This window comes from Limnochorda sp. L945t (assembly GCF_035593305.1).
Lineage (GTDB): Bacteria > Bacillota > Limnochordia > Limnochordales > Geochordaceae > Carboxydichorda > Carboxydichorda subterranea.
In genome coordinates this window covers 1687367-1713049 of the sequence record NZ_CP141615.1, presented here as the reverse complement: position 1 = coordinate 1713049, position 25683 = coordinate 1687367, and the positions used below count along the sequence as shown (strand labels likewise).

General features: G+C 67.8%; 21 protein-coding genes and 1 riboswitch. Of the genes, 17 read left to right on the top strand and 4 right to left on the bottom strand.

The annotated features are described in order from the left end of the window. Window positions 1–20: 20 nt before the first annotated feature. Entirely contained in the window at window positions 21–797 is a 777-nt protein-coding gene (locus U7230_RS08020) for a class I SAM-dependent methyltransferase (protein WP_324715329.1), read from the bottom strand. A 43-nt stretch (window positions 798–840) separates the two neighbouring features. Further along, a complete protein-coding gene (locus tag U7230_RS08015) occupies window positions 841–1302 on the bottom strand; it encodes a DinB family protein (protein ID WP_324715328.1) in 462 nt (153 codons plus the stop codon). Window positions 1303–1702: 400 nt separating this feature from the next. Between U7230_RS08015 and U7230_RS08010 the strand changes: the two genes are divergently transcribed. After that, window positions 1703–2329, top strand: coding sequence for a hypothetical protein (locus U7230_RS08010; RefSeq protein ID WP_324715327.1), 627 nt, complete (start codon window positions 1703–1705; stop codon window positions 2327–2329). Window positions 2330–2491: 162 nt separating this feature from the next. Here the strand turns inward: U7230_RS08010 and aspS are convergent, their stop codons facing one another. Beyond that, window positions 2492–3751: an aspartate--tRNA(Asn) ligase gene (gene aspS, locus U7230_RS08005; protein WP_324715326.1), complete on the bottom strand. Its 1260-nt coding sequence runs from the start codon at window positions 3749–3751 to the stop codon at window positions 2492–2494. Window positions 3752–5341: 1590 nt separating this feature from the next. Here aspS and U7230_RS08000 point away from each other — a divergent pair. The 8 genes from U7230_RS08000 (at window position 5342) to U7230_RS07965 (ending at window position 14664) form a co-directional block, all read left to right on the top strand. Beyond that, window positions 5342–6349 (top strand): LacI family DNA-binding transcriptional regulator, encoded by a 1008-nt coding sequence (locus U7230_RS08000; protein ID WP_324715325.1) that lies wholly within the window; start codon window positions 5342–5344, stop codon window positions 6347–6349. 78 nt (window positions 6350–6427) lie between these two features. After that, window positions 6428–7720: an ABC transporter substrate-binding protein gene (locus U7230_RS07995; RefSeq protein WP_324715324.1), complete on the top strand. Its 1293-nt coding sequence runs from the start codon at window positions 6428–6430 to the stop codon at window positions 7718–7720. Window positions 7721–8000: 280 nt separating this feature from the next. Beyond that, window positions 8001–8681, top strand: a complete 681-nt coding sequence (locus tag U7230_RS07990; protein WP_324715323.1) for a carbohydrate ABC transporter permease — start codon at window positions 8001–8003, stop codon at window positions 8679–8681. Continuing rightward, window positions 8668–9501, top strand: a complete 834-nt coding sequence (locus tag U7230_RS07985; RefSeq protein WP_324715322.1) for a carbohydrate ABC transporter permease — start codon at window positions 8668–8670, stop codon at window positions 9499–9501. Before U7230_RS07990 ends, U7230_RS07985 begins: the two co-directional genes overlap by 14 nt. A 4-nt stretch (window positions 9502–9505) precedes the next feature. Next, entirely contained in the window at window positions 9506–10918 is a 1413-nt protein-coding gene (locus U7230_RS07980) for a glycoside hydrolase family 13 protein (protein WP_324715321.1), read from the top strand. Between the two features lie 517 nt (window positions 10919–11435). Next, on the top strand, window positions 11436–11651 hold the full coding sequence (locus tag U7230_RS07975) for a hypothetical protein (RefSeq protein WP_324715320.1): 216 nt from the start codon (window positions 11436–11438) through the stop codon (window positions 11649–11651). 29 nt (window positions 11652–11680) lie between these two features. Then, window positions 11681–11766, top strand: a riboswitch (cyclic di-GMP riboswitch). A 13-nt stretch (window positions 11767–11779) separates the two neighbouring features. Beyond that, on the top strand, window positions 11780–13528 hold the full coding sequence (locus U7230_RS07970) for a FapA family protein (RefSeq protein ID WP_324715319.1): 1749 nt from the start codon (window positions 11780–11782) through the stop codon (window positions 13526–13528). A gap of 56 nt (window positions 13529–13584) precedes the next feature. Continuing rightward, window positions 13585–14664 (top strand): HD-GYP domain-containing protein, encoded by a 1080-nt coding sequence (locus U7230_RS07965; RefSeq protein WP_324715318.1) that lies wholly within the window; start codon window positions 13585–13587, stop codon window positions 14662–14664. Window positions 14665–14694: 30 nt separating this feature from the next. Here the strand turns inward: U7230_RS07965 and dgt are convergent, their stop codons facing one another. Next, window positions 14695–15933: a dGTP triphosphohydrolase gene (gene dgt / locus U7230_RS07960; protein ID WP_324715317.1), complete on the bottom strand. Its 1239-nt coding sequence runs from the start codon at window positions 15931–15933 to the stop codon at window positions 14695–14697. A gap of 202 nt (window positions 15934–16135) precedes the next feature. Between dgt and U7230_RS07955 the strand changes: the two genes are divergently transcribed. The 8 genes from U7230_RS07955 to U7230_RS07920 all read left to right on the top strand — a co-directional run bounded on the left by U7230_RS07955 (window position 16136) and on the right by U7230_RS07920 (window position 25554). After that, window positions 16136–16930 (top strand): undecaprenyl-diphosphate phosphatase, encoded by a 795-nt coding sequence (locus tag U7230_RS07955; protein ID WP_324715316.1) that lies wholly within the window; start codon window positions 16136–16138, stop codon window positions 16928–16930. Window positions 16931–17045: 115 nt separating this feature from the next. Then, on the top strand, window positions 17046–17729 hold the full coding sequence (locus U7230_RS07950) for a CueP family metal-binding protein (protein ID WP_324715315.1): 684 nt from the start codon (window positions 17046–17048) through the stop codon (window positions 17727–17729). Continuing rightward, a complete protein-coding gene (locus U7230_RS07945; RefSeq protein WP_324715314.1) occupies window positions 17726–18766 on the top strand; it encodes a glycosyltransferase family 4 protein in 1041 nt (346 codons plus the stop codon). Before U7230_RS07950 ends, U7230_RS07945 begins: the two co-directional genes overlap by 4 nt. Window positions 18767–18790: 24 nt before the next feature. Beyond that, window positions 18791–20134 carry a UDP-glucose dehydrogenase family protein gene (locus U7230_RS07940; RefSeq protein ID WP_324715313.1) on the top strand — a complete coding sequence of 448 codons (1344 nt, stop codon included), beginning with the start codon at window positions 18791–18793 and terminating at the stop codon, window positions 20132–20134. 119 nt (window positions 20135–20253) lie between these two features. Further along, window positions 20254–21729: a hypothetical protein gene (locus tag U7230_RS07935; RefSeq protein ID WP_324715312.1), complete on the top strand. Its 1476-nt coding sequence runs from the start codon at window positions 20254–20256 to the stop codon at window positions 21727–21729. 137 nt (window positions 21730–21866) lie between these two features. Continuing rightward, window positions 21867–23132: a flippase gene (locus tag U7230_RS07930; RefSeq protein ID WP_324715311.1), complete on the top strand. Its 1266-nt coding sequence runs from the start codon at window positions 21867–21869 to the stop codon at window positions 23130–23132. Continuing rightward, window positions 23133–24392 carry a glycosyltransferase family 4 protein gene (locus tag U7230_RS07925; RefSeq protein ID WP_324715310.1) on the top strand — a complete coding sequence of 420 codons (1260 nt, stop codon included), beginning with the start codon at window positions 23133–23135 and terminating at the stop codon, window positions 24390–24392. Then, a complete protein-coding gene (locus U7230_RS07920; protein WP_324715309.1) occupies window positions 24337–25554 on the top strand; it encodes a glycosyltransferase family 4 protein in 1218 nt (405 codons plus the stop codon). The genes U7230_RS07925 and U7230_RS07920 overlap by 56 nt, the downstream gene beginning before the upstream one ends. Window positions 25555–25683: the final 129 nt, after the last annotated feature.

Sequence of the window (25683 nt, the reverse complement as noted above, 5' to 3'; positions counted from 1 at the left end):
CTCTACCTCCGGGGCCGGGCTCACTGCGCGGGCGGCACCCGCCGCGCCTTTATGGCCAACAGCGGCGGGAAGAAGGCGCGCAGATGATCCCATGAACCGGGCGTCGCGTCGGGATCCCCCCGGTCGCCTTCCCGGAAAGCTTCGATGACGAACCCAGCGCGGCACAAGCCGCCGACGAGGTCATCAAGTGGGTGGAAGAACGTCACCGTGCCGACAGGCACCTTCCGTCCGTCAATCTCCCATTGTTCCTGCACCCGCCGGTCGCCAGGCTTTTGAGGGAGGACGACCCGGTATCCCCCGGTCCACTGTTCGTCAAGTTGCCAGTAAATCGGGTTCCAGTGCGTGACCAAGTACTGGCCGCCCGCGCGCAGCACCCGGGCCACCTCCCGGTACACCACGTTGACGTCGGGCACGTAGTCGGAGGAGACGGGCTGGTAAACCAGGTCGTAGACCCTGCCGGCCCCGACCAGTGCCCCCAGGTCACACATGTCGCCCTCGACCGTCTCCACATGAAGGCCGAAGCGTTCGGCGGTTTCGCGGTCCCGTTCGAGCTGTTCGGGGGTCAGGTCGTAGCTGGTCACCCTGGCGCCGGATGCGGCGAACAGCACTGCCTGCTGACCGCCTCCCGAAGCGAGGCACAGCACCTCGAGGCCGGGCTTCCATTCGACCCAGCCGTAGGGATCGACCAGCTCCCGGGCGCGGGCGAGATCGTCCCGGGCGACCGGCCGGGTCCAGACGCAGCCGTGGCGGACGAGTTTGCTCCAGGCCAGGCGGTTGATGGTACGGTAATCGTCCACGGCAGTCCCCCCATCGATGTGCCAGGATGACGTCCGGGCTGCTTCAGATGATGTCGAGGTCGGGCACCTCCACGCCGAGCATGGCGAGCCGGGTGCATACCTGCCCTTTGTGGTGGAAGTCGTGGGTGACGAGGTGCCAGGCAATGGCTTCGAGCGTCACCTCGGTCGGCGTGCCCGGGATCCTGCGCTTCTCGGTGCGGGCGGATTCGTCGAGGCTGGCGAGCCATTCTACGGTGCGAGCCCGCACCGGCCGCCACACGGCTTCCAGCACATCGGGCGAGGCGAACGCGGAGGACCTGCGGTCAGGCCGCGCCTCGCCTTTGACGATGTGCGACACCCAGCTCTCCTCGGCCTCCATCATGTGCACGAGAATGGTCCGGATGCTCATCACCCGGGGGTGCGGCTGCCACGTCCACCAGCCGTCGGGCAGCCTGTGGCATAGCTCGATGAGCTGAAACGGACGCTCGCTCATCGCTCGTAGCACGAACTCAGGTATCAGGCCCACCGTCGGCACCTCTCCCTCACGCAGGTGCAGGTCGCCAAGCAACCGCTCGCCGTGACACTTCGTGACGGTGTCCCCGGCTCCTCTCAATCGCACCATGAGGGGAGCCGAACGACGCTGCCTGGCCCGTTCAACGGAGGCACGCGCTGCTGCAAAATGGGCTGGGGCGCTGCCCCGCCGCGCCGCCGGCATGGACCGGTCTGGCCAGCGGCGACCTGGTTGCGCCGCGCTTCAGCGCCATGGGCCTCTGGCTGCGGGCAGGGACGGCCTCAAGGGAACGATTCAGGAAAGGATGCGTCGCACTTCCGCCGTAGTACAAACCGCCGAGCGGTAAGGTTCGGTTTCTGGTACCCCGGCACCTGCGCGCTGCACTCGCGCAGTCCGAAGGGGGAGGCTGGTTGGGGTGCGACTGGCCAGGGGCTTGCTCCTGCACGACAGCGTCTGGGTGCGATTCCTGGCGCTGTGGGTAGGAGTAGCCGCGGCCTTCGTGATCGCATGGGTGGTCAGCTGCGCATGGCTGCCCGAGGGCATGCTGCGGGGGATTTTCCCGGGCAGTCGCCTCGCCGGCGGCGCAACGACCGAGAGGACGTTCGTTGCCGAATGGTTGCGGATCGCCGGCGTCAACCTGGCATCGGCGGGCCTGGTGACCGGCGTGGCGAGCCTCGTGGAGACCGAAGGGGGCTTTTCGCTGGGCTACCTCGTGCCCCTGTGGAACGCGCTCCTGTACGGAGCGTTCCTCGGGACCAATTCGTTCGCCATCCCCATCCCGCAGGGCCGGATGGCCCCTTCTTTCGTTGTCTTCGGCCGGTCCGGGATCTACGAGATCACCGCGTACGTCCTGCTGGCCGTCTCCCTGCGCGGCCTGGCCCGGTATAGGATCCTTGGTCACTGGTGGTCGTTCCGGCAGCAACTGGTCCGGATCGAGCCGCCAGGCCTGCGCCGCCAGGAGTGGCTCGGCGTGGTGCTGGCGCTCGCCTTGCTCCTGGCCGCCAACGCCAGAGAGGCGCTGCAGGCGATGCAATTGACGTAGCGGAGGGTACCGGGCGACGAACAGAGCATCACGCTGGTACTCGTGGCTCGCGGGCGCGGTATGGCTGCTGCTTTTCGTCGGCCAGGCCTTCAGTCCGGGGCGACTGCCAGGGTCTTGGAGCCGTCCCTACGGGTTTCCGGCTGCGTCCCTGCTGAGCTCGGCCTAAGGTTGAAGCCGGCTCATGTCGCGCGGGAACAGCGCTGCCTCCCGCACGTTGGCCAGCCCCAGGAGTTGCGCCGCGAAGCGCTCCAGGCCGATGGCGAACCCGCCGTGTGGCGGCATGCCGTGCCGGAATGCGAGGAGATACCACTCCAGAGGGGCGGCCGCCATCCCCCGCGCTTCGAGTGCGGCCAGGTAGTCGGCGTAACGGTGGAGCCGCTGCCCGCCGGTCACGATTTCGAGACCGCGGAACAAGAGGTCGAAACTGTTGGAATCCCCCGGGTGGTTTGGATCCGGCTGCGTGTAGAACGGGCGTTTGGCCAGCGGGTAGCCGGTGACGAAGAGAAAATCGCTCCCAAACTCAGCCTTGGCCCACTGGCCCAGATCCCGCTCGTCTTGCGGCGAGAGGTCCTCTTCGCCCCGCACGTCCCGGCCAAACGCACTGTGGATGATCTCCTGCGCCTCCCAAAACGCGACGGTGGGAAACGGGCGGCGCACGCCCTGCTCTTGGGCGCCGGCCGCTGCCACCATGGCGGCCACCACCTCTTCCACGACGGCCATCACGTCCCGGTGGTCCGTGATGAACCCCATCTCTGCATCCAGGCTCGTGTACTGGTTGAGGTGGCGGGTCGTCTCGTGCGGCTCGGCCCGAAAGACGGGACCGACCTCGAAAACCCGCTCGAAGACGCCCACCATGATCTGCTTGTACAGCTGCGGGCTTTGCGCCAGGAAGGCTCGCCTGCCGAAGTAATCGAGCGCAAACACGTTGGCCCCGCCCTCACTCGCGCCGCCCAGCACCTTCGGGGTGAAGATTTCGGTGAACGCCCGGCCCCTCAGGGTTTCCCGGAAAGCCGCCACCATTGCCGCGGCCACCTGAAACACCCGACGCCGCGCCGGATGGCGCAAGCTGATGGCCGCCAGGTCGAGCTGGGTTGGAAGCGACGCCCGGAGCTCCCGCTTACTCAGAGTCAGGGGAGGGGCCTCAGCAGGGCTGATCACCGTGGTCGTGCCGTCACGCAACTCGATACCTCCAGGTGCCTCCGGGGCAGCCACGACGGTGCCGGTTGCTGCCACGACGCTCTCGTTTTCCACTCCTTCCAGCGGATCTCGTCCCTCGACGGTGAGCTGGCACAGCCCCCAGCCGTCCCGGATCAGGATGAAGGTCAGCCCTCCGAGCCGGCGCCGGGCGTGGAGCCATCCTGCCACGGTCACCCGCTCGCCAACGTGGGCACCCAGTTGAGACGTGCAAACCCTGTCCTGCATCCCGTGCCACCTCCGAAATGACGGGGAGAAATGAAAGGCCCTTTCGTCCCGTCGGGACGAAAGGGCCTTCTGCCGCTTCCGCGGTGCCACCCGTCTTAGCGCACGCGCGCTCGCTCACGTGCGGACGGCCTGCCGGCGTCTTTCTGAAACGGGCGCCGCGCTGTCCAGGCCGGCCGCTCCTCCTGTAACGGGAAGGGCCCGGCTGTCACTACTGGCTACGGCCCTGGGGCGGACCGCCTGTTCGCAACAGCGGCTCGGGGAGGTCGTTCGGCAGTCGCTACTCCGGGGCTCCCACCATCCCCCGTCGCTGTGGAGCGCCGGACTGCTTACTCTTTCCCGTCGTCGCCGTTCAGCATTGCCGCTCTGCAGTGCCACCATTATGACACCGTCGGGTACCCCGCACAAGACGGCGTTTGGAGTGCAATGCCCTTCGGCCGGACCGGGTGCACTGCGACGATAGTCGTGCTGTCGTCAGGGCTCGTCATGTGCAGTAGGGGCGTCGCCCATCTCGGCCTGACCGCCCCTGGCGCGGGTACTTTCCAGGGGTGTATACTGGGTTGGGCCACTTGCTCGTGGCCGCGCGTCTCCTGCCGGTCGTGATCCGTCGAATGTTTCCGTGCAAAGGCGGGGGTGAGGTCGGTGTCGTTCACGCCCGAGTTCTTCGAGGGCTTCCTGCACGGGCTGCTCACCGTGTTGATGGTCGCAGCCTTTGTGCTATGGGTAGGCTACAGCGGCCGGGCCCTTCATCGAAGGGGAAACGGCGGGGCGTAGCCTTGGCCCCCCTGGCTCCGGGGGCGCGCCTTGGGACCGAGCGAGGAAGCCGGCGGCGTTGCGGCCTGGGGAGCGCAGGTACCGTGGCAGAGAGGGTGCGCGACGGCGTCGGCAGGCTCTTGACGGCTCAGACGCCGACCTCTTCCCGGTCGTAGAGGGCTTGTCCGGCGGGCCTCTGGCCCTTCTCTTCAAGCGGCGGCCGGGGCTTCTCCGGTGCCGGTTGGAGGAGGCCGGGCCCTGCCGGGTTCCGTACGGCGGCTGGTACCGGGATCTCGAACCGGACTTTCTCCCGGGAGAGGTCCTGAAGCCGTGACGTGCCGCACCCTCGGGGAAGCATACATCGAGAAGACCCGGGCCCGCCTCCAGGTATAGGACGTCCTCCAGGATGCCGGGGCGTACTCCGACGTCGTTCGAGCGGCCCCGGAGGTCGCCGAGCTTGGAGGATGTGGATTTCATACCGGCCGAGTGATACACGGAGGGTGACGCCAGCCGGACCATCGCCGATGCCCGCTTCGTCGTAGAAACGGTGGACGCCTCCCGAAAGGCGTCACCCGGGTCGCCTCACCCTGGGGCGCAGGCGACGCCCGGCGCCGGCGACACTCAGCAGCCCTGAGAGCTATCGCCATTCTTGGTCAGCACGTCCTCGGTATTCGTCGTGACGCCTTCCTGAGTCCTGGGATTGTCTTCCTCTTCTGCAACGTGGATGAAACGCAGGCACTCCGGTCGCTACCCGGCATTCCTGGCCTTGACAGGATGAACCCGAGGATCTAGGATCAAAATCGGTTCCGGAAACGTTTTTGCAGCGTCAGGGGGACTTCTGTGAAGCGTCCGACCATCCGGGACGTGGCGAGGCGCGCCGGCGTCGTGCCCAGCACGGTTTCGCGAGTGCTCAACAACTATCCCGATGTGGCTGACGATACGCGCCGGCGGGTGCTCGACGCTATCCGCCAACTCGGTTTTCACCCTAACCACGTGGCTCGGCAGTTCCGCCGGGGCCGAACCGGTTCGGTATCAGTCATCCTTCCCAGGGTTGACACGGATTTCTACACGGCGGTCATCAGCGCCCTGGACGAAGCCCTGGATGAGCACAGCCTCGGCATCGCCCTCTTCCCGGTGCTCAGCGAGGCGCGGCTTTCCCGGTACCGCTCCGAGGACGCTCTGCCGTACCAGTCGGACGGCCTGGTGCTCATCTCTCTCGACCCGGACCGCCTTTACTCGGGTCAGTCCCTACCAGCTGCATTGCCGACCGTCCTCATCGACATGGCCAATCCACGCTTCGACTCGGTCTTCGTGGACAACCGCCTTGGGGGATACCTAGCAGGCAAGCTCCTCTGCGAGCGCCCCGCCCCGACGTTTGTCGTATTGGTGGAGGAATGGTTCTCGACCCCCTTCGCCAGCGGGGTTTTCCACGAGCGTCTCGCCGGCTTCCGGGCGGCCCTCGGGGAGGACGGCGTGTACATGGCCGCCGAGAACATCATCGCTACCGAGTTCAGCTGGGCTGGCGGCCGGATCGCCGCCCGGCAGATTCTGGAGCGGGTGCGGCCTCCGCTCAACGTGTTCGCCACCTGTGATCTCATGGCCAGGGGGATCCTCGATGAGGCCAAAGCCCTCGGTCTTGCGGTCGGCAAGGACATACGGGTGGTAGGGTACGACGGCCTCGCCTGGACGGAGGAGTACGGGCTCAGCACCGTGGCACAACCCCTCGACGAAATGGGACGGACGGGGGCTCAGCTTCTACTGGAACGACTGCATTCGTCCGGTCACCCTCCGACCCAGATACGCCTTCAGCCTCACTTGGTCAGGCGCGCTTCGACCGACGGGGGGTGAGACGAAGCGCTAGAGGCGTTGTGGTCGCCAGAACAGGAACGCGAGCTGCTTGATGACTCGGGGAAGGAGCGACCCACGATGCGGTTTTCTTCCAACGGCCCTTCCGGCCGCCTTGCGGTACGGGCACTACGGCTTGTGCTGGCTGTCAGCCTTGGGCTCGCACTGGGCAGCGCCCCCGCGCTTGCCGCGAGCGAAGCGGTTCGCCTCACCCTCTGGCACTACTGGGACGGGGCGAACGGACAGGCACTTGAGAAGCTGGTCAAGGACTTCGAGAAAGCCCACCCCAACATCGACATCGAGCCCCTGTTCGTGCCAGGATCCGAGCTTCTCACGAAGCTGCGCACTGCCCTGGCGTCCAGGCAGACCCCGGATCTCGCCGTTCAAGATCTCGTGAACATGCCGCTGCTGGTCCGGAGCGGCGCGCTCGTGCCGCTCGACACGTACATCGCCACTTCGAACGCCGTCAAGCTGGACGATTTCTTCCCTGCACCTCTCACGTACGGACGGTACAACGGCCACCTGTACAGCCTCCCCGTCAGCTCGTCCAACCTGGCGCTGTTCTGGAACAAGCAGCTGTTTGCGCAGGCCGGGCTTGACTCCGAGAGGCCGCCGAGAAACTGGGATGAACTCGCCGCTTTCGGCCGCCAGATCCGGCAGCGCACCGGCAAATGGGGCCTCGAACTCTTCACGCAGGGTGGTGAAGGGACCACCTGGCAGTGGCAGGTTTACCTGTGGTCGGCTGGCGGCGAGTTCTTGAGCCCGGATAACCGGGAGCCTGCGTTTCAGTCGGAGGCGGGGGTACGGGCGCTCCGGTTCTGGGTCGACCTCATCCACGACCACAAGATCAGCCCGCTCGCACCGTGGGGTCTATTTGGCAGAGGCGAAGCTGCCATGGTCATGGACGGCTCGTGGATGACCGAGTTCTTCCCGATGCAGGTGGACTTCGAGCTGGGGGCGGCCCCGTTTCCTGCAGCACCAGGCGGATCGTTCGCGACCAACCTGGGTGGGGAACAGATGTTCGTCTTTCGTTCCACACCCGAGCACGAAAAAGCGGCGTGGGAGTTCATCGAGTGGTTTGCGAGCACGCCGGTGCAGGTGGAGTGGGATCGGCTGACCGGCTTCATCCCGGTTCGGAGGTCCGTCGCCGGCAATCCTGCTTACCGCGCCTGGGTGGCGAATTCCAGGCCCCTGCTCAAGCCGTTCGTTGAGGTGCAGGCCTACGCGCATGCGCGGCCCGCGGTGACCCGGTATGCACAGGTGTCGGACATCGTCGCCAATCACGTTGTTGAGGCGCTTTACAAACGCGTTACCCCGGAACAGGCCCTGACCGAGGCAGCGGCCGAGGTGCGCCCGCTGCTGCAAGAGCCCTGACCACAGCATGCAAAGAGAGGCCTTCCGGGCGAGGGTGGCGGGGCAGATGCACCGGACAGGGGGGCGGGAAGCGCCCGCCCTCCCTCTCGTAGGCCGGTCCGGATACGCCGGGCTGTTGATTGCTCCTACAGCCCTGGTGCTTGGAGGTTTCACTTTGCTTCCGGCCGCATATTCGATCTATCTCAGCCTCGTGAGCTGGGATGGATTATCTCCCGTCAGGCGGTGGGTCGGCCTTCGCAATTACGCCACGTTGCTTACATCATCGGAGTTCCGGAATTCGGTGATCGTGACGCTGGCGTACGCGAGCATAGTGACCGTCGGGTCCGCCGTGCTCGGGCTTGCCGTCGCTGTCCTGCTCAATCAGAACATAACGGGAAGGGCGGCTTACCGTGTTCTCTACTTTCTGCCGGTTGTCACTCCCAGCGTTGCCGTCGGCGTGGTGTGGAAGTACCTCCTTGACCCGTACCAGGGCGTGCTCAACCGAATGCTGGCGCTGCTTGGCATCGCCGGGCCGTCATGGTTGACAGATCCGGCATGGGCCCTTCCCGCGGTGATGATGGTAGGCATCTGGAAACGAACCGGATTCAACATGGTGATCTATCTTGCGGCACTCCAGGACATTCCACGTTCGCTCCAAGAGGCTGCCGCAATTGACGGAGCGACGGCATGGCAGCGATTTCGGCGCATCACAGTGCCCCTGCTCGCGCCGGCCACGTTCGTTGTGACGGTTACCGGGCTCATCGAGGGGTTCCAGGTGTTCGACCTCGTGTACGTCATGACGACGGGCGGCCCGCTCGGGGCGACCGATGTGCTGGGATATTACCTCTATCGCTACGGGTTCCGTTACTCTCAAATGGGGTACGCCTCCGCGGTCGCTTTCGCGGTCTTTACCCTGATCTTCGCCGCCACGCTGGTGCAGTACAGGTTTACCTCGGGAGGCCGCAGGTATGAGACAACGTAGTGTGGCCCGCGCGGCGACGACGGCTGGCATGCACGCAGCGTTACTGGCGGGGGCCTTCTTCTCGGCGTTGCCTTTTCTGTGGCTCTTGACAACGTCGCTCAAGCCGGAGAAGGCCGTCTTCTCCCCTCCATTGCTGATCCCCACACGTTTCGAATGGATGAATTACGCCCGTGCCATGCAGGTAGCGCCGTTCGATCGCTTCTTTCTCAACAGTGCCATCATGGCGGTGGGCATCACCGTCACACAGACTGTTTTCTCCGGACTGGCGGGGTACGCCCTGGCGCGCATGCACTTCCCTGCCAAGCATCTCTTCTTCATCACCGTGCTCGCGGCCATGATGATTCCGCAGCAGGTTACTCTGATCCCTGGCTTCCTCATCGTGAGCCGGCTTGGATGGATTGACACTTATGCAGCGCTCATCGTCCCTCGGGCCACGAGCGCCTTTGCGGTTCTCCTCTTCCGGCAGTCTTTCCTCTCTATTCCCGTGGAGATTGAGGAAGCGGCGCGGATCGACGGGGCCGGGACGCTCACCATCATTGCCAGAGTGGTGGCTCCTCTGTCCAGGCCGGTCGTTGCCGCCAGCGCCATCTTTTCGTTCCTCTTTGCCTGGAACGACTTCCTGTGGCCTCTCGTGGTGACCAACTCGACGCGCATGCAAACGGTCCAAGTTGGCTTGGCCATGTTCTCGGGGCGGTACGGGACGTTTTGGACGTTGCTGGCGGCTGCTACCGTGGTCGCGCTGTTGCCGTCGGTGCTGGCCTTCCTTGCGGGGCAGCGCCGGTTCATCGAGGGAATCGCATCCTCGGCAGTGAAGGGTTGAGACCGTGGCTGTTCCTCGGTGGGTGTACCGCTGCGCGTTCTACCAAATCATGCCGGACCGGTTCTGCAACGGTGACCCCGCCAACGATCCTCCCGGCGTCCGGCGGTGGGGCGAACGCCCGACGCGGCGCTCATTTTTCGGGGGTGACTTGCAGGGGATCGAACAGCGCCTCGACTACCTGCAGGAACTTGGCGTGGACGCCCTCTATCTGACGCCGATCTTTGCCGCTCCGTCTCCACACAAGTACGACGCGGCAGACTACCTGAGAATCGACCCGGCCTTGGGCTCGGAGGAGGACTTCCGCCGGCTGGTGAAGGCGCTCCACGACCGGGGCATGCGCCTCGTCCTGGACGGAGTCTTCCATCACAGCGGCGACCGCCACTGGGCATTCGTTCAGGCCGAACGGGAGGGACCCGGATCGCCCACTTGGGACTGGTATCACTTTGGGGGTTACCCGGTTCGGCGGCGGCCCAGGCCCAACTACGCACACGCCGGGATTTACTACCTTCCGAAATGGAACCTCAAGAACCCTGCCGTCACCGAATACCTTCTTGGAGCCGTTCGCCACTGGACCGCTCAGGGCATCGATGGCTGGCGGCTCGACGTGCCATGGTACGTCGAGGGGCACGACTTTTGGAAAGCGCTCAACCGTACCGTCCGGCAGACCAACCCCGAAGCCTACCTTGTCGGCGAGCACTGGGGAGATCCGTCGCCCTGGCTCGGGGAGGACGAGTTTGACGGGGCCACGGACTACCGGTTGCGCGATGCCCTGATTCGCTTCCTGCGGGGCCAGACTCGGGCAGACGAGGCGGGGAGAATGCTGGAGACCCTTGCCACGGCGTATCCGCCCCAGCACCGCCTTGCGATGTGGAACCTGGTCGGCAGCCACGATACGCCGCGCGTGGCCACCCTCTTTCGGGGCGACGGCGAACGTGTCCGAGCTGCGTTGACGGTCATTTTCACGTTTCCAGGCCTGCCGCTTGTCTACTACGGGGATGAGGTGGGTCTGCGTGGCCGCAAGGACCCTGACTGCCGGCGCACCTTTCCGTGGGAGGACGAGACGGGCTGGGATCGCGATACGCTTGCGCATGTGCAGCGGCTTGCACGGACGAGGCGCGATTCCCCGGCGCTGCAGGAGGGCGGCTTCCGTCTGGTGACCGATGACGCAGGCGAGCCGGGGCAGCACCCACCCGGCGTGATCCGCTACGTTCGGGATGCCGGCGACAGAGACCGTTGCTGGATAGCCGTGTCCAACGGCACCGGGGCTCGAGAACTGAAATGGCACCTGGGTGCACCCGTCGAGCGGGTGGAGGCAGCGGTCTCCCACGGTCCCGTCGAGTGGGCAAGGATCTCTCCCGTGGAGATTGCCTTGCGCTTTGGCCGTGAAGCGGCTTCCGTGGTCTTCCGGACCCTGTAGAGGCCCACCCGCCCCGTAGGTGCTCCGGCTGCAGCGTGGATGGTACGCATGCACTCCATGCAGGCGCGGTGCACGGCTCTCTGGCGTCCATCTCGGCCCGGCGTATCCACTTGCGCAGCGCCGGGCTTGACGCGCGGCTCACGAATTCCGTAGGATTTTCTCGGCCTGCGTCGAATGCACGCCTCAGCTCCGGGGGATGGGGTCGGGTTTGTTGCGCCCGTCGATGCCTGGAGCCGGTCGCGTAGCGTGGTTAGGCTTGCCGGCCGCGCGGCGGCGCACCGGCATCTATCAGCGAGAGATCGGCGTACCTGCGGCGCTGCCCACGGCAGTGTGCGGTGCCGCGCCCATGTACGCGGCTGCGTCGTTGGCGGCCTTGTCCGGATCCACCGTACCCCCCCCCCCAGGATTTGCCAGATAGTCTGACTACACCCCGGGCCGCTGCCCCCGTCGCCACGCGTCTCCTTGCCCGCCCTGTCCCTTCGCGTCTTTCCAAGCCTGCCGTGAGGAGGTCCCTGCCATGGAGTACGTGGACGTCGAGCGCATCGTCGACCGAAAACGCCTGCGCGACCTCGTGCGCGACTTCCTCGAAGCGTCCGGGGCCTCGTACTCGCCCGAGGACCTCGAGTCGCTGGCCCACCTGGTCTACGGCGAGATCCAGCTCTTCCTTCTCGACACCACCCGCCGCACGGTGGACTGGTTCAGGGAGCGACATCCGCCCTCCATGAACCGCTAGCCCTGCATCTCCGGCGTGACCCACCTCCCACCCGACAAGGGGAAACCGTTCCGAAAGGACGGGGCCCAAAGCCACGGGGCTAAAGCCGCAAGGCCATGCCGGCCGGGCTACCGAAGGTGGTGAACCAAGTGCGACCGCGTTTTGCCTACCGTACATCCCCAAAGCCCCCACCGGCGACCGGCGTCGCCCCTGTTCACGGCACGCTGGCAATCGTCAACGGAGCCGTGCAGTACACCCCTCCTCAGGGCCGCGGGGCCTTCCCGACCATCGAGCCCGGGGAACACGTCCGGATCTACTGCAATGATCGCCTGCTCCAAGCACCGACGGTGATCTTCCCCCGTGACCAGCTCCGCCTGGAGGCGGTGGACGTTCCACCGGCGGTCGACGTACAGGTGGAGGTGAGCCGAGACGAACTCACGGTCGTCCTTCGTATCCGGCGCAAGCCCGGTACCCGTCATGCCATCGCCGACAGCCCGCCGTCAACCTACCTCAAGGTCCAGACGCAACCCGTCGGCACGATCGACGCCCGGCCGGTGACCCTGGGGGACGTTACGGCTGCTTTGCAGGCTGCCCGGGTGTGCCACGGGATCGACGACGAAGCGTTGAAACAGGCCATCGAGCTGGCCAACGCAGGTGGCGGCTCGGAAGGCGAGCCGCTCGTGGTGGCCCGAGGCGATGGCCCGCAACCGCCCCGGGATGCGATAGTGCAGCTGGCCGAGGGCCTCGCGCCGGGCGCGCTCGTCGAGGCCGGCCAGGTACTGGCGTACAAGACCCCGGCCGAGCCGGGGAAACCAGGACGATCGGTCCGGGGCGCCCCTATCCCACCTCCGCCTCCTCGTGACCCGCCCCTTCAGGCCGGACGGGCGGCGGAACTTTCGCCCGACGGCCTCACGGTGACCGCCGCCCGGGGCGGCCGGTTGCTGGTCCACGGCACGACGATCGGAGTCCAGCCGGTGCACCGGGTTCCTGGCGATCTGGCCGGAGCCGGCGTGACCATCCGGTTCCCCGGTGACGTCCTCGTGCTCGGGCATGTCCGGGAGGGAGCAGCCATTGCCGCGGGGGGCAAGGTCGAGATCGGGGGAGGCGTCGACGGCGCACGCATCGAGTCCGCGCAAAGCATTCAGGTCGGGGGCAGCATCTTTCGTTCTACCCTGGTTGCGGGCTCCGAAGCCGTACCGGCGCAGATGACCTTGAAAGCGCTTCTGAAGCGGATCGAGCACGAGCTGGCTTACCTGGGCCAGGTAGCATCGGCCGTCGTGCGCCAGAGCGGGCGACGAGACAACGAGGTGGTGCCGTTCGTCCTCGAGCGCAAGGGGACGGCCCTGAGGGAAAGCCTGCGCCAGTTGCAGGCCCATCCCGCCGCGGGCGAGCTGCCGGGGCAGCTCGCGCAGTTGTTGCCGGCGCGGCTCACGGGGCCTGGCGCCGCCCACGTCGATGCAGCGACGTTGGACGGCCTGACCGAGCAGGTGAGGCAGGCATGGGAGGGTCTGGGGCCGGAGGAGGCGGGAGAAGCCTCGATTCGCGTGCCCTACGCGCACCACAGCGAGATCAAGGCTTCGGGCCGCATCCGCTTCAGCGGCCGGGGCAGCTACCAATCCCATCTGTATGCCGGCACCGGGCTGGAGGCTCCTGCAGGGCGGATCGTGGGCGGGGAGATCGTGGTGGCCGCAGGCGACGTGGTGTGCCAGACCTTGGGAGGACCGGCGGCCGTGACGCACGTCGTCGTGGGACAGGAGTTCCGGGTGTGCGCCTACTCGGTCCTCCCGGACATCGTCCTGCAAGTCGGCGGACAACGCATGAAGGTGACGCGCCCCTATCGGATGGTCTGTTTTCGCCTTCACGACGGGCGCATCACGGCAGAAGCCTGGAAGGGTTGAAGACGACGACCCAACCCGGCACGCGGCACGGAGACCGAACGGAGGAGAAGACCCGGATGCTGATGCTTTCCCTGGAGACCGTACAGGCCGGCATGGTGCTGGCCACGGATGTCGACCTGGAAGGGCGAGCGTTGCTGCGGGCGGGGGCGACGTTGAGTCCTTATCACCTGCGGCGACTGGGCGAACTGGGCATACGGACTCTCTATGTTTACCCCTCGGCCGGTGCAGCCTTGCACCGCAACGCGTGTCCTCGCCTGTTGTCAGAAGAGACGAAGCGGGCGGCGTTTCGAGTGGTGCGCCGCCAGCTGCAGCGATTGGAAAGAGGCCTCACCATCCAGAGCCGTCCCGTCTTCCCGGTGGTATGGGCCATCCTGAAGGATGCGTTGGAGCACCCGGGAGTCTTGGGCGAGCTGGAAGCCGTCCGGGCCGCTCAAGACGTCTTGTTCGCGCATTCGGTCAGCGTGGCGGCGACGGCCATCTTCTTGGGCATTCACAGCGGGTGGGATCGGGCCGACCTCAAGGCGCTCGGGGTAGGAGCACTGCTCCACGATGCCGGAAAAGCTCGCTTGTCCCAATCTGTATGGACGAAGCCGGGGAAGCTGACCGAGGAGGAGTACCGCTACGTCCAGGAGCACACCCGACTCGGCTTCGAAGCGATCCGGCGTCAGGGTGCGTTCGACGTTCGCTCCGCCCACATTGCCTGGGAGCATCACGAGCGATGGGACGGCACCGGGTATCCGAGGGGGCTCGTGCGGGAGGCGATTCACCCCTTCGCGCGACTGGTGGCGGTGGTCGACGTCTTCGACGCGCTTACCAGCGACCGCCCGTACCGGCCGGCGTGGAGGCGTGATCGAGCCATCGCCTGGATCGCCGAGCGGGCCGGTACCGCCTTCGACCCGGTCATGGTCCGCCGCTTCCTGGCGCGAGTGGCGCCCTACCCGGTGGGCTGCTGGGTACGGCTCAACACCGGGGAGGTGGCCCGGGTCGTCCGCTTGACGCCGGGCCTTCCGGCCCGGCCGGTGGTGGAGCTGGGGGACGGGACCGGCGCCATGATCGATCTCGGCACAGACATGAGCCGGCGCATCGTGGGCCCCGTCGAGTCCCAAGGTGCGGTGGGGGACGAGTCGCGCGGGTAAGGGAGCCCGCGCCCTCTCGCCGGGTGCCGCTCACCGGACGTGGCGGCTCAAGATCCGTTCGCCGGGGCTGAAGAGCTCCTGGTAGAGGTCGACGGCGCCCCGGTCGGTCAGCGAGGCGAGATAAAACGCCACGTAGCGGCGGCGCGGCTCGCCGGCCCGCAGCGCAGGAGGCAGCAGGTCGGGGTGGTCGAGGAGTACCTCGAACAGCCGGCGCAAGACGTACTGGCCCCGGAAGTTCTGGCGACGCACCACCGAGCTCGTGTACACCGTGTCGAAGAGAAACTGCACCACCTGGTGCAGGCGCTGCTCCGTCTCCTCGGACAGGCGCACGATGGGCTCTGCGGACTGCACCGCGTGGTGGTGCGAGCGCACGCCGAGGCGCTGCGCCGCGGCGCCCGTGGCGGTCCATACGTCCCAAATGAGGCGGTCGATCAGGTGCCGGCGCGCCCGCCGGGCGGTGAGTTCTTCGCGCTGGTCGGCGGCCAGGCCCCCCACGCGATCGGACGCCCGCATCTCCCGTTCCGCCTGCCCCCATGCTTCCTGCCACAACGAAAGCTCCGGGGTCTCCTGCAGCTGCCGGACGGTGACGAGCCCCATGGCGATGGCGTCTTCCAGGTCGTGGGCGCAGTAGGCGATGAGATCGGCGAGGTTGACCACCTGCGCTTCCGGCGTCGGCTGGGGGTAGGCGTCGAAACCGGCGATCGGCTCGTCGAAAGGCGTCTGGTGGCGGGCTATGCCCTGGCGAACGGCAAAGGTGAGGTTGAGGCCCGGGTGCTGCGGGTAGGCTTGCTCGAGCCGATCCACCACCGTGAGGGAATGATGGTTGGAGTCCCAGCCGGCCTCGTCGCCCGCGTCGCGCAGCAGCTTGTCCAGCATCTGCTCCCCGGCGTGCCCGAAGGGAGTGTGGCCCAGGTCGTGGGCCAACGCGATCGCCTCCGCCAGGGGCTCGCTGAGGCCCAGCCCGTAGGCGATGGAGCGCGCGATCTGAGCGACCTCGAGCGTGTGGGTCAGGCGGGTGCGGTAGAAGTCCCCTTCGTGGATGATGTAGACCTGGGTCTTGTGCTGAAGCCTCCGAAACGCCTGGCTGTGTACGATCCGGTCGCGATCCCGGCGGAACGGGTCCCGGGGATCTGCGCCGACGGTCCGGTATTCCCGCCGGGTCCACGGCTCCTCGAGCGGCGTCGCGCAAAAGCTCAGGTCAGCGGGCCGGCCCTGTGGCTGGCTTCCCTCGTCCAGCGCTTCGTGGCGCGGCTCTTGCACCAGGTCCATGTCTGACCCCACCTCTTGCGGCCCCCGGCGAGCGGAACGCCCATTCAGTTTACCACGGCTGCGAGACCTTCCCGGGGCGCAGGGTCAGGCGCACCCGTTCCGGCGAGCCGGGGTGAGGTCGGCGCAGGATGGGGTGACCTGACGGCGAATCGCATCCGGCGTTGCCCGCTTCGGGCCGGGGAGTGAGGAGTGGGGTGGGGTCGTGGAGTCCATCGTCAAGGCCGCCGTCATGGGGTTGGTGGAGGGGGTCACGGAGTTTCTGCCCATCTCGTCGACGGGCCATCTGATCCTGGCGGGGGATATCCTGCGCTTCGGCGGGCCGCTGGCAGCCACCTTCGAGATCTTCATCCAGCTGGGCGCCGTCCTGGCGGTGGTCTGGTTCTACCGGGAAGACTTGAGCCGACAGCTGCGCACGCTGGCCAGCGACACCGGCGTGCGGCGGCTGTGGTTCAACGTGGTCGTGGCCTTCGTGCCGGCGGCGGTCGTAGGCGTCTTGCTGCACCGGTGGATCAAGGCCGTCCTCTTCTCGCCGGTCGTGGTGGCGGTCTCGCTCTTCGCGGGCGGCATCGCCCTGCTGCTGGTGGAGAGGAGGCGTCACGCCGAGCAGGTGCACGAGCTGCGCGCGGTGAGTACCCGCCAGGCCCTGGTGGTGGGGCTGGCGCAAACCCTGTCGCTCGTCCCGGGGGTCTCCCGGTCGGCGGCCTCCATCGTGGGCGGGCTCCTGTCGGGCCTCGACCGTACCACGGCCACAGCGTTTTCCTTCTACCTGTCCATTCCCACGCTCGGGCTTGCCACCCTCTTCGAGCTTGCCACGAGCCTCTCGGGGCTCGGCGCCGGTGACCTGCTGCTCCTGGGCGTCGGGCTCGTGGTGGCCTTCGCCAGCGCGTTCGTGGCCGTCGGGTGGCTGTTGCGTTACGTCGCGACCCACGACCTGCGCCCCTTCGGCTGGTACCGCATCCTCATCGGCCTGCTCGTGCTCCTGTGGTTCGAGCGTTGACAGACGCAAACCGCACGCTTGACGCAGGATAGGGCGAGGTTCCCTCCCCCCGGTGGGGCGGACGCCTGGTATCATGGCCCCAGGCACGACGCCCATCTCACGGGGGGTATGTTGGATGGACGACCCAGCATCGGAACGCAGAGGCACTCGCGGAGAGCACGACGAGAGGCCGGGCGCCCGCCGGCGTGCATGGACCCTGGGCGTCGGAGCGGTACTGGCTCTGGGGCTGAGCGGGTTTGCCGTCTGGAGGCTGGGCGGGCCTTCGCCGTCGTCCGAGGCAAGGGCCTTTGCCCGGCTCGACCCGGTGCAGGCGGTGGCCCTTGCCAACCGGTGGCGGGCGGAAGGCAAGCCGGTGGAGAGCTCCATCACCTCTCAGGCGCTACGGGTCCGGTGGAGCGACGGCCAGGAGGCGGCGGTGCCGCTGCCGCCGGATCGGATGTACGTCGCGGTGGCCCCCTTCGTCAGCCGCACCCACCCCTGCTACAACCACGTCCTTTCCAGCTGCCAGGGCGAACTGCCGGGACGGCGCTTCGAGGTGACGGCCCGCACGCTGGCCGGAGAGACGGTCTTCCGGGGCACCGTCACGACGCTCCCCAACGGCTTTTTCGAACTGTGGCTGCCCAGGGACCGGGAGCTGGAGCTCACCATACGGTCGCAGCAGCTGGGCCGCCAGGGCTCGGGGACGCTCTCCACCCGCGCCGGCTCGCCGACGTGCATCACCACCATCCACCTGGAGCCCGCTTCGGAGTCCGGTTCTGGGGAGGCCGGTCCTCCCGCAGCTGGAGCCGCCGCCCTGTGATCGCCGTCAACGGCCGGTTCCTACGCCAGCGCGTGACGGGTGTCCAGCGCTACGCCCGGGAACTCACCCGGCGCCTCGGGCCGCAAGTCCGGCTCGTCGCTCCCGGCGTGGCTGCCGAAGGCCTGCCCGGCCATCTCTGGGAACAGGCCGTACTGCCGGCGCGCCTTTCCCGCCGCGACCTCCTCTGGAGCCCGGCCAACACCGGCCCGCTCGCCGTGGCCCGCCAGGTGGTCACCATCCACGACCTCGCCGCCGTGGAACACCCCGAATGGTTCAGCGGCGCGTTTGCCCGGTGGTATGCCATCTTTTGGCCCCGCCTGGTGCGCCGGGTAGAGGCCGTTCTCACCGTGTCGGAGTTCTCGAAGGGCCGGCTGGTGGAGCGCTTCGGCCTGCCACCTGAGCGGGTGCGGGTGGTGCCCAACGGTGTGGACGAGCGGTTCGCCCCGCAGGAGGAAGAGGCCATCCAGACCGTGCGGCGGCGGCTGGGGCTGCCCGAGGCGTACGTGCTCATGGTCGCCTCTCATGATCCGAGGAAGAACCTGGCGAGGGTGCTCCAGGCGTGGCGAAGCATCCAGAAGGCGTACGAGGGCGTCGAACTGGTTGTAGCCGGGGCGGCTCACCGGGCTTTCCGGGTCCCGCAGGCGAGCGAGCCGGGCCCGGCGAACTCGCTCTCCCGGGTGCGGTTCATCGGGTACGTGGACGACGCGGACCTGCCGGCGCTTTACGCCGGGGCCCGGCTTTTCGTCTACCCCTCGCTGTACGAGGGGTTCGGGCTGCCGGTCCTCGAGGCCATGGCGTGCGGCGTGCCGGTGGTGACGTCGGCCACGGGGCCGATGCCCGAGGTGGCCGGGGACGCGGCCATCCTGGTCGATCCTCACGACCCCGAGGCCATCGCAGACGCCGTCCGGAGATTGCTGGATTCGGCGCAGCTGCGCTCGGCGCTGGGCAGCAAGGGGGTGGCCCGGGCCCGGCTGTTCACGTGGGACAAGGCCGCGGCCGAGCTGCGCCGGGCCCTTGACGAGCTGGCCGGGGCGTAGGCTTGCATAGGGGGTTGCAGCACGATGCACGTGGGTGTGGTCGGGGCAGGTTACGTCGGGCTCGTGGCGGCGGTGGGGCTGGCGGCGGCCGGCCACGACACGGCCGTGGCGGAGGCCGACCCGGCGAAGCTTGCGGCGCTGCGGGAGGGCCGGGTGCCGTTCTACGAGCCGGGCCTGCAGGAGTGGTTGGACTCCGTCGCCGCCCGGATGACGTTCGTCGAGTCGGCAGGATCTCTTCCCCCTTGCGACGTGGTGCTCATCGCAGTCGGCACCCCCTCGGGCCCTTCGGGGCAGACCGATCTCACCCAGGTGCGCCAGGCGGTCAGGGAGGTCGCGGCCACGGCCCGCCCCGGTACCGTCGTCGCCATGAAGAGCACCGTCCCGCCGGGCACGGGGCTCGAGCTCGTGCGGGCGTACCTGGAGCCGGCCGGGCGGGATCTCGCTTACGTGAGCAACCCCGAGTTCTTGCGGGAAGGCAAGGCGGTGGATGACTGGCTGCACCCCGACCGGGTCGTCGTGGGGGCCGCGGAGCCCGGGGCGGGCGAGCGGGTGGCCGAGCTTTACCGGCACCTGGGGGCACCGCTTCTGATGACGGACATCACCAGCGCCGAGATGGTCAAGTACGCCTCCAACGCGCTGCTGGCCACCAAGATCTCGTTCATCAACGAGATCGCCAACGTGTGCGAACTGGTCGGCGCCCACATCGACGACGTCGCCCGGGGGGTCGGGATGGATCCACGTCTCGGGTCGCACTTCCTGCAGGCGGGCATCGGCTACGGCGGCTCGTGTTTCCCGAAGGACACGCGGGCGCTCGACTTCACGGCGGCCCTCAACGGGTACTCCTTCGAGCTCCTCACGGCAGTCATCGAGGTCAACCGTCGCCAGCGGATCCGGGTCGTACAGCGGCTGCACGAGGCGCTGGGAGGGCTGGCCGGGCGGAGCGTGGCGGTGCTGGGCCTGTCGTTCAAGCCGGGCACCGACGACACCCGGGAGTCGCCGGGAGTGGAGATTGCCCGGATGCTGGCGGGGGCAGGGGCCGAGGTGCGGGCGTACGACCCGGTAGCCCGGCTCTCCCAGGAGGCGGAGCAGGTGCTGGGGCCCGGGGCCAGGCGCACGGCGACGCTCGCCGAGGCGGTCGCGGGTGCGCAGGCGGTGGTGGTGGCCACGGAGTGGCAAGAGTTTCGCGAGGCGGACTGGGCGGCGGTACGCCGAGCGATGGAGCGTCCCTGGGTCATCTTCGACGGGCGAAACTGCCTCGACGGTGAAGCGATGGAGTCGCTGGGATTCACGTACTTCGCCGTCGGGCGGCAGGTCGGGAGAAGGAGGCAGGCCGCGGTCGCCGCACGGGCGGGCCGGCCCTGCGAATAGCCGGCGCACCACGCAGTCGCCCTCGCCGGCCGGCACGGACGACGCATTGCCCCGCGGGGCCACGAAAGGATATAGGAGCTGACCCGGCGCCCGCTTTACACGGGATGGTGCAACCGACCATGGTCGTGACGCCGGCCGGCCTCTTCTTCCTGCTGGCAGGGGTCGTGCTGTTTTGGCGCGGCAGTCGCGCGATCTTCGCAGGCCTGCTCTTCGGGGCGGCCTTTCCCTCCACCGCCGTCGTCATCGTCCAGCGGTTCGACTATGGCGTGCAGCCGTACCAATGGTTCGCGGCGCTGTACCTCTTGCGGGCCGTGGGGGAGTGGCTGTGGGGCCGGGTGAGAGCCAGGCCGCAGGGCACGGGGAAGCATCCCGGTCTGGCTACGGACGGCGACAGACGCCGGCTTGCGTGGCTCGTCGCAGCGTGGGTGGCGACGGTAACCCTGGGGTGGGAGCTGGGCGCCGGGCCGGCCAGGGCACTGTCGGAGGGTGGCGCGGGGGGCGTGCCCAGGGGGGTCGAGCTGCTCGACCCAGGCAAGCGCCTCTTCCACCTTCTGTACCTTTACGCCATGGTACTGGTGGCGGCCGTGGCGTACCGAGAGACCCGGGCGTGCGCCGGGCTGTGGCCCCGGGGTTTCGGCGTTTCGAGTGACGGTGCCCGGCGCGCCGGGGTTCTCGTTCGGGCAGTGGCTGGCCCGTGGCTCTGGGGAGCTGTGGCGGCCGCCGCATGGGGAGGCATCCAGCTGGTGAGCCATTACCTGGGGTGGGGGTATCCGCGGCTTTTCAACGACAACCCGACCTTCGCCATGGTGGCCGGGGCCATGGCAGGCCCGCTCAAGCAGGTCAACAGCACGTTCCCCGAGCCGTCGATGTACGCCATGTTCATGGTGCCGACCGCTCTCCTGAGCGCTGCGTGGGCTAACCCGTGGCTGACCGCTGCCCTGGTCGTCTCGGCCATGGCCTCTTTTTCCACGACCGGCATGCTCGGGCTGGGGGTGGGCGGTGTGCTGGCGCTCGCCGGGTCGGCCCTCGTGCCGCCGAGCAGGCCAAGGCGGGCCATCCTGTGGACGGGGACCGCCATGGTCGGAGCGGCCCTGCTGCTGGCCGCGCCAGGCCTCACAGCCGCCGTCACGCCTCAGGCGGCAGGAGGGGAGCGGCAGGCTCTCGCGCCCCGGCAAGGGCCGGCCTACCGGCAACACCGGAGCGTAGGCCGGGAGATTGTCGATGCACTCGCCCGCAAGGGGGTACAGAAGGGCTCCACCGACTCGGGTGAGGAACGCAAGTCAGCGCTCTTCGGAGGGCTCAAGCTGTGGCTGCAGCGCCCGCTGCTGGGCTGGGGTGCCGGTACGCTGCGCACCAAGGACCTGGCGTCCAATACCCTGGCCAACCTCGGGATCGCGGGTTTCGCGATACTGTACGGGAGTATGGCGTGGGCCGCCTGGCGGGGTCTAACCCGGGGCGCCCCCATTCTCGCCCTCACCCTGCTGACGGTGGTGTTGTTGCAGAGCGCGGCGGTTCCAGACTTCGTCTTCCCTTATATGTGGCTGTTGACCGGGATGCTCTGGGGGCTGCCGGAAGAGGCGTGGGTACGGGCGTGACCCCAGGAGCAGCCTGCCCGGTTCCCGCTCGGCGTGGGGAGGGTGGCTCCCGCACGGCAGATCCGGCGGCCGGCCGGCTCGGCGAGGGAGGATACGGAAGGTACGGAGGCCTGCTCCTTCGGTCGCTGTCCCATCCGGTGGTCAGGAACGCTACCGCGCTCTACGCCGTACGCTTTGCGACCTACGTCGTGCCACTCGTTACCCTGCCTTACCTGACCCGGGTGCTTGGGCCGGAGAGCTTTGGCCGGCTCGCCTTCTACCAGGCCTTCAGCTTCTGGATCGCGTTGCTGCTCGAGTACGGATTCGGGCTTTCCGCCACACGGGAGGTCGCGCAGCTTCGGGCCTCCCCCGCCGCCTTGAGTCGTATCGCGGCGGAAGTGCTCGGCTCCAAGCTCGTGCTGGTGGTGCCCGTCCTGGCGCTCTCGCTCGCCGGGCCGCGGTGGATTCCCAGCTTCCACGGCGGTACGGCTTACCTGGTATGGGCCGTGGGCGCGGCCGTGTTCCAGGGATTCAACCCGCTGTGGTACTTCCAGGGCCGCGAACAGCTCCAGGTACCCGCGGCCCTCGATTTCGCCGGCCGAGTGGTCGCGGCCGGCGCTATCTTTCTCGCCGTCCGCGCACCGGCAGACGGCCCTGTCGTGCTGGCCCTGCAGGCTGTCACGTCGGCGGTGGTCACGGTCGTCACGACGGCGCTCATGTACCGGGATCTGTCCTGGCGGACGCCCACCCTGGAGGGCACCCGGAAGGCGTTGAAGGCAGGGTCGGTACTGTTCTTGCTGCGGCTCACCAACAACCTCTACACGACGCTCAACACGCTGCCGCTGGGGCTCCTGGTCCCGTTTTCGCTGGTCGGGTTTTATGCCGCGGCAGACAAAGTGGTGCGTGCTGCCCTCGGCCTCTTCGGGCCGCTGAGCCAGGCGTTGTTTCCGCACATCAGCCATCTCGTCTCCGAGGATCGCACCCGTGCGCATCGTCTCGCGCGCCTGAGTCTCGTCGCCATGGCCGCTGCAGGATGCCTGATGGCCGCCGGCGTCATCGTACTGGCTCCCGTGCTGGTTCGCCTCCTCTTCGGGCCGGGATATGAGCCCGCCATACCGGTAGTACGCATACTGGCGCTCCTCATGCCCCTCTCCGCCGCCAACAACGTGCTCGGCACGCAGTGGATGATACCGCTGGGGCTGGAGCGCAGCTTCACGCTCACGGTGGCCGCTGCCGGAGTCGTCAACGTGCTGCTGGCGTGGGTGCTGGCCCCCTCCCACGGGCCGGCGGGGATGGCGGTGGCCGTCACCTCCACCGAAGCCTTCGTGACGCTGGCCATGCTCACCATCCTCCGGCGGCGGGGGATGCTTCCTTTCGGCGCCGGAGCCGACAAACGCGCGACGGCGAGGGAAGGGGGGAGCTGATTGGAGCGCCAGGGCGCGACCGCGCGGGCGCCGCGGGTCGTGATGCTTTCCACAGACTACCTGCCCAACATCGGCGGGATCGCGGCCCACGTCTACCACCTCGCCAGGGCCATCGAGGCCCTCGGACACGAAGTCATGGTCCTCCAGCCCGTGGGCGATGCCAGCCGGAGCGAACCGCGGCTGGAGTGGGAGCCATCCATGTCACCCCCTGTAGTCAGGCTCCGCTACCCTTCGGGGGGGTCCCGTTATCACAGGCTGTGGCAACGGGCCCGAGCGGTCGTGCGGGGGCTACGGCGATTGCACGAGGCAGGACGGCCCCTGATCGTCCACCAGCACGACTACCGGGACTCCTCCATGGGCGCCGCGTGGTTTTCCAGGGTACATGGGGTCCCCTGGGTCTGGACCAACCACAGTTCCGCTTTTCTCGTGGATGCCCGCACGCGCTCGGGTCGGATGGCGGCAAGGCTGCTCTACTCCGGCGTGCGAGCGGTGATAGCGGTGAGCCGGGAGATCGAGGCACAGTCCAGGGCCCTATGGCATTTCCCGCCGCACCTGTTGCGGTACATTCCCAACGGCGTGGACCCGGAGGTCTTCAGCCCCTCCGTCCGTCCGCTGCGGCCCGTGGACGGTGATGCGGTCGTCTTGTGCCCGCGTCGCATGGTCGAGAAGAACGGGGTCCTCTATTTCGCCCTGGCCGCTCGACTGTTGGTGCAGCAGCGACCTGACGTCCGCTGGCGCTTCGTCTTCGCGGGGTCGGCCTCGGCATTCAATACCGACCCGCGATATGCGCGACAGGTCATGACCGTCCTGCAACCCTTGACAGAGGCGGGATACGTGGTCGACCTCGGCAACGTCCCCCACATGGAGATGCCTCGCGTGTACGCGATGGCCCACGTCGTGGTCCTGCCCTCCCTGATGGAAGCGGTGAGCCTGGCCGCGCTCGAGGCCATGGCGATGCGGAGGGCGGTCGTGGCCACCGACGTGGGGGGACTGCCTGAAGTGGTGCGAGACGGGCAGACCGGCCTGCTCGTGCCGGCCGGTGACCCGAACGCCCTGGCGAGGGCCATTCTCGAGCTCCAGGAGCATCCCGTGCGGCGCCAGCAGTTGGCCGAGGCTGCGCATGCGCTCGTTACACGGGAGTACACCTGGTCTCACGTGGCCCGAAAGACCGTGACGCTCTACCACGAAGTGATGGGAATTCGCCATGAGAGTGCTCCTGGTCAATACCCTCTATCCTCCCCCCACGGTGGGGGGTGCTGAACGCTCCGTACGGCTGCTCGCTCGAGGGCTCGCCGGGGCCGGCCATGACGTCCACGTCGCCGCTGCCAGCTCAACCCCCGGCCGCGTGACGACCGAGGAGGAGGGGGTGACAGTCCACCGGATACCCCTGTTCAATGCCTACTGGCCGTTCGACCCGGGCAGGAGGCCCGCCCATCGGAAACTGGCCTGGCATGGCCTCGATACCTGGAATCCGGTGATGGCCCGCCGCCTTGCCCGGATTGTCGAGGCCACCCGGCCCGACGTGGTGCACACCCAAAACCTCGCGGGCTTCTCGGTGGCCGCCTGGGAAGCCGTGAAGCGCCTGGGGATCCCGGTGGTGCACACACCGCGGGACTACTACCTGCTCTGCCCCCGCAACACGATGTACCGGCACGGGCGGGCCTGCGCACGACCCTGCCCCGATTGCCGGGTGTACGCGTGGGGCAGGAGGAGGGCCTCCGCCGCGGTCGACGCCGTGGTGGCCACGAGTGACTTTCTCCTGAGGCTTCATGAATGGCTCGGGTACTTCCCCGGCGCCTCCATCCGGGAGGTGGTCCCCAACGCGGACGAGGGGCCCGTGGATGGACCAGAGCGGCCACCGCTCGCGGGACAGGACCGTCCCGTCCGTTTCGGTTTCCTCGGACGGCTGGAGCCTGCCAAGGGGGTGGAGGTGTTGCTGCGTGCTCTGCACGCAGTCGGTGTGCCGGGCTGGGAAGCGTGGATCGCCGGCAGGGGAAGCCCGGAGTATCTGCGGCGGCTACAACGACTCTGCCCTTCCACGGGCGTGCGGTTTGTCGGCTTCGTGCAGCCCGGATGGCTGCTCGCACAGATCGATGTCCTGGTGGTGCCCTCCCTGTGGCACGAGCCCTTTGGGAGGGTCGTGGTCGAAGCGTACGCGCATGGGGTCCCGGTGGTAGCAGCACGGCGTGGCGCGTTGCCGGAGCTGGTCGAGCACGGTCGTACCGGGTGGCTCTTCGATCCGGAGCGTCCGGATGAGCTGGCGGCGCTGCTCGCCCGGATCGTGAAGGACCCCTCCTGTCTGGCTCCCCTGGCTCGCACGGCCGCCCGGGCACGCTCGAGGTTCGGTGTCGCCACGGTGACACAGGCGCACCTGGAGATCTACGACCGGCTCCAGAGCCATGACTGGCTCCGGCCCTCATAGCTGCTCGTCGGGCAGGCGCGTGAATCCCGCTGTCCTTCCAAATCCCTCAACGAGAGAAAACGCCAGCCTGCGGGAAAGCTGTGCATGTCCGTACGGACCTGGTACGGCATCCCGGGCCCGGCGCCGTAC

Bases quoted from the DNA above. Each gene is read 5' to 3' on its own strand.
- aspS (WP_324715326.1), bottom strand. From the start codon at position 3,751: ATGCAGGACAGGGTTTGCACGTCTCAACTGGGTGCCCACGTTGGCGAG.
- U7230_RS07995 (WP_324715324.1), top strand. From the start codon at position 6,428: ATGCGGTTTTCTTCCAACGGCCCTTCCGGCCGCCTTGCGGTACGGGCA.
- U7230_RS07985 (WP_324715322.1), top strand. From the start codon at position 8,668: ATGAGACAACGTAGTGTGGCCCGCGCGGCGACGACGGCTGGCATGCAC.
- U7230_RS07975 (WP_324715320.1), top strand. From the start codon at position 11,436: ATGGAGTACGTGGACGTCGAGCGCATCGTCGACCGAAAACGCCTGCGC.
- U7230_RS07965 (WP_324715318.1), top strand. From the start codon at position 13,585: ATGCTGATGCTTTCCCTGGAGACCGTACAGGCCGGCATGGTGCTGGCC.
- dgt (WP_324715317.1), bottom strand. From the start codon at position 15,933: ATGGACCTGGTGCAAGAGCCGCGCCACGAAGCGCTGGACGAGGGAAGC.
- U7230_RS07950 (WP_324715315.1), top strand. From the start codon at position 17,046: ATGGACGACCCAGCATCGGAACGCAGAGGCACTCGCGGAGAGCACGAC.
- U7230_RS07940 (WP_324715313.1), top strand. From the start codon at position 18,791: ATGCACGTGGGTGTGGTCGGGGCAGGTTACGTCGGGCTCGTGGCGGCG.
- U7230_RS07935 (WP_324715312.1), top strand. From the start codon at position 20,254: ATGGTCGTGACGCCGGCCGGCCTCTTCTTCCTGCTGGCAGGGGTCGTG.
- U7230_RS07920 (WP_324715309.1), top strand. From the start codon at position 24,337: ATGAGAGTGCTCCTGGTCAATACCCTCTATCCTCCCCCCACGGTGGGG.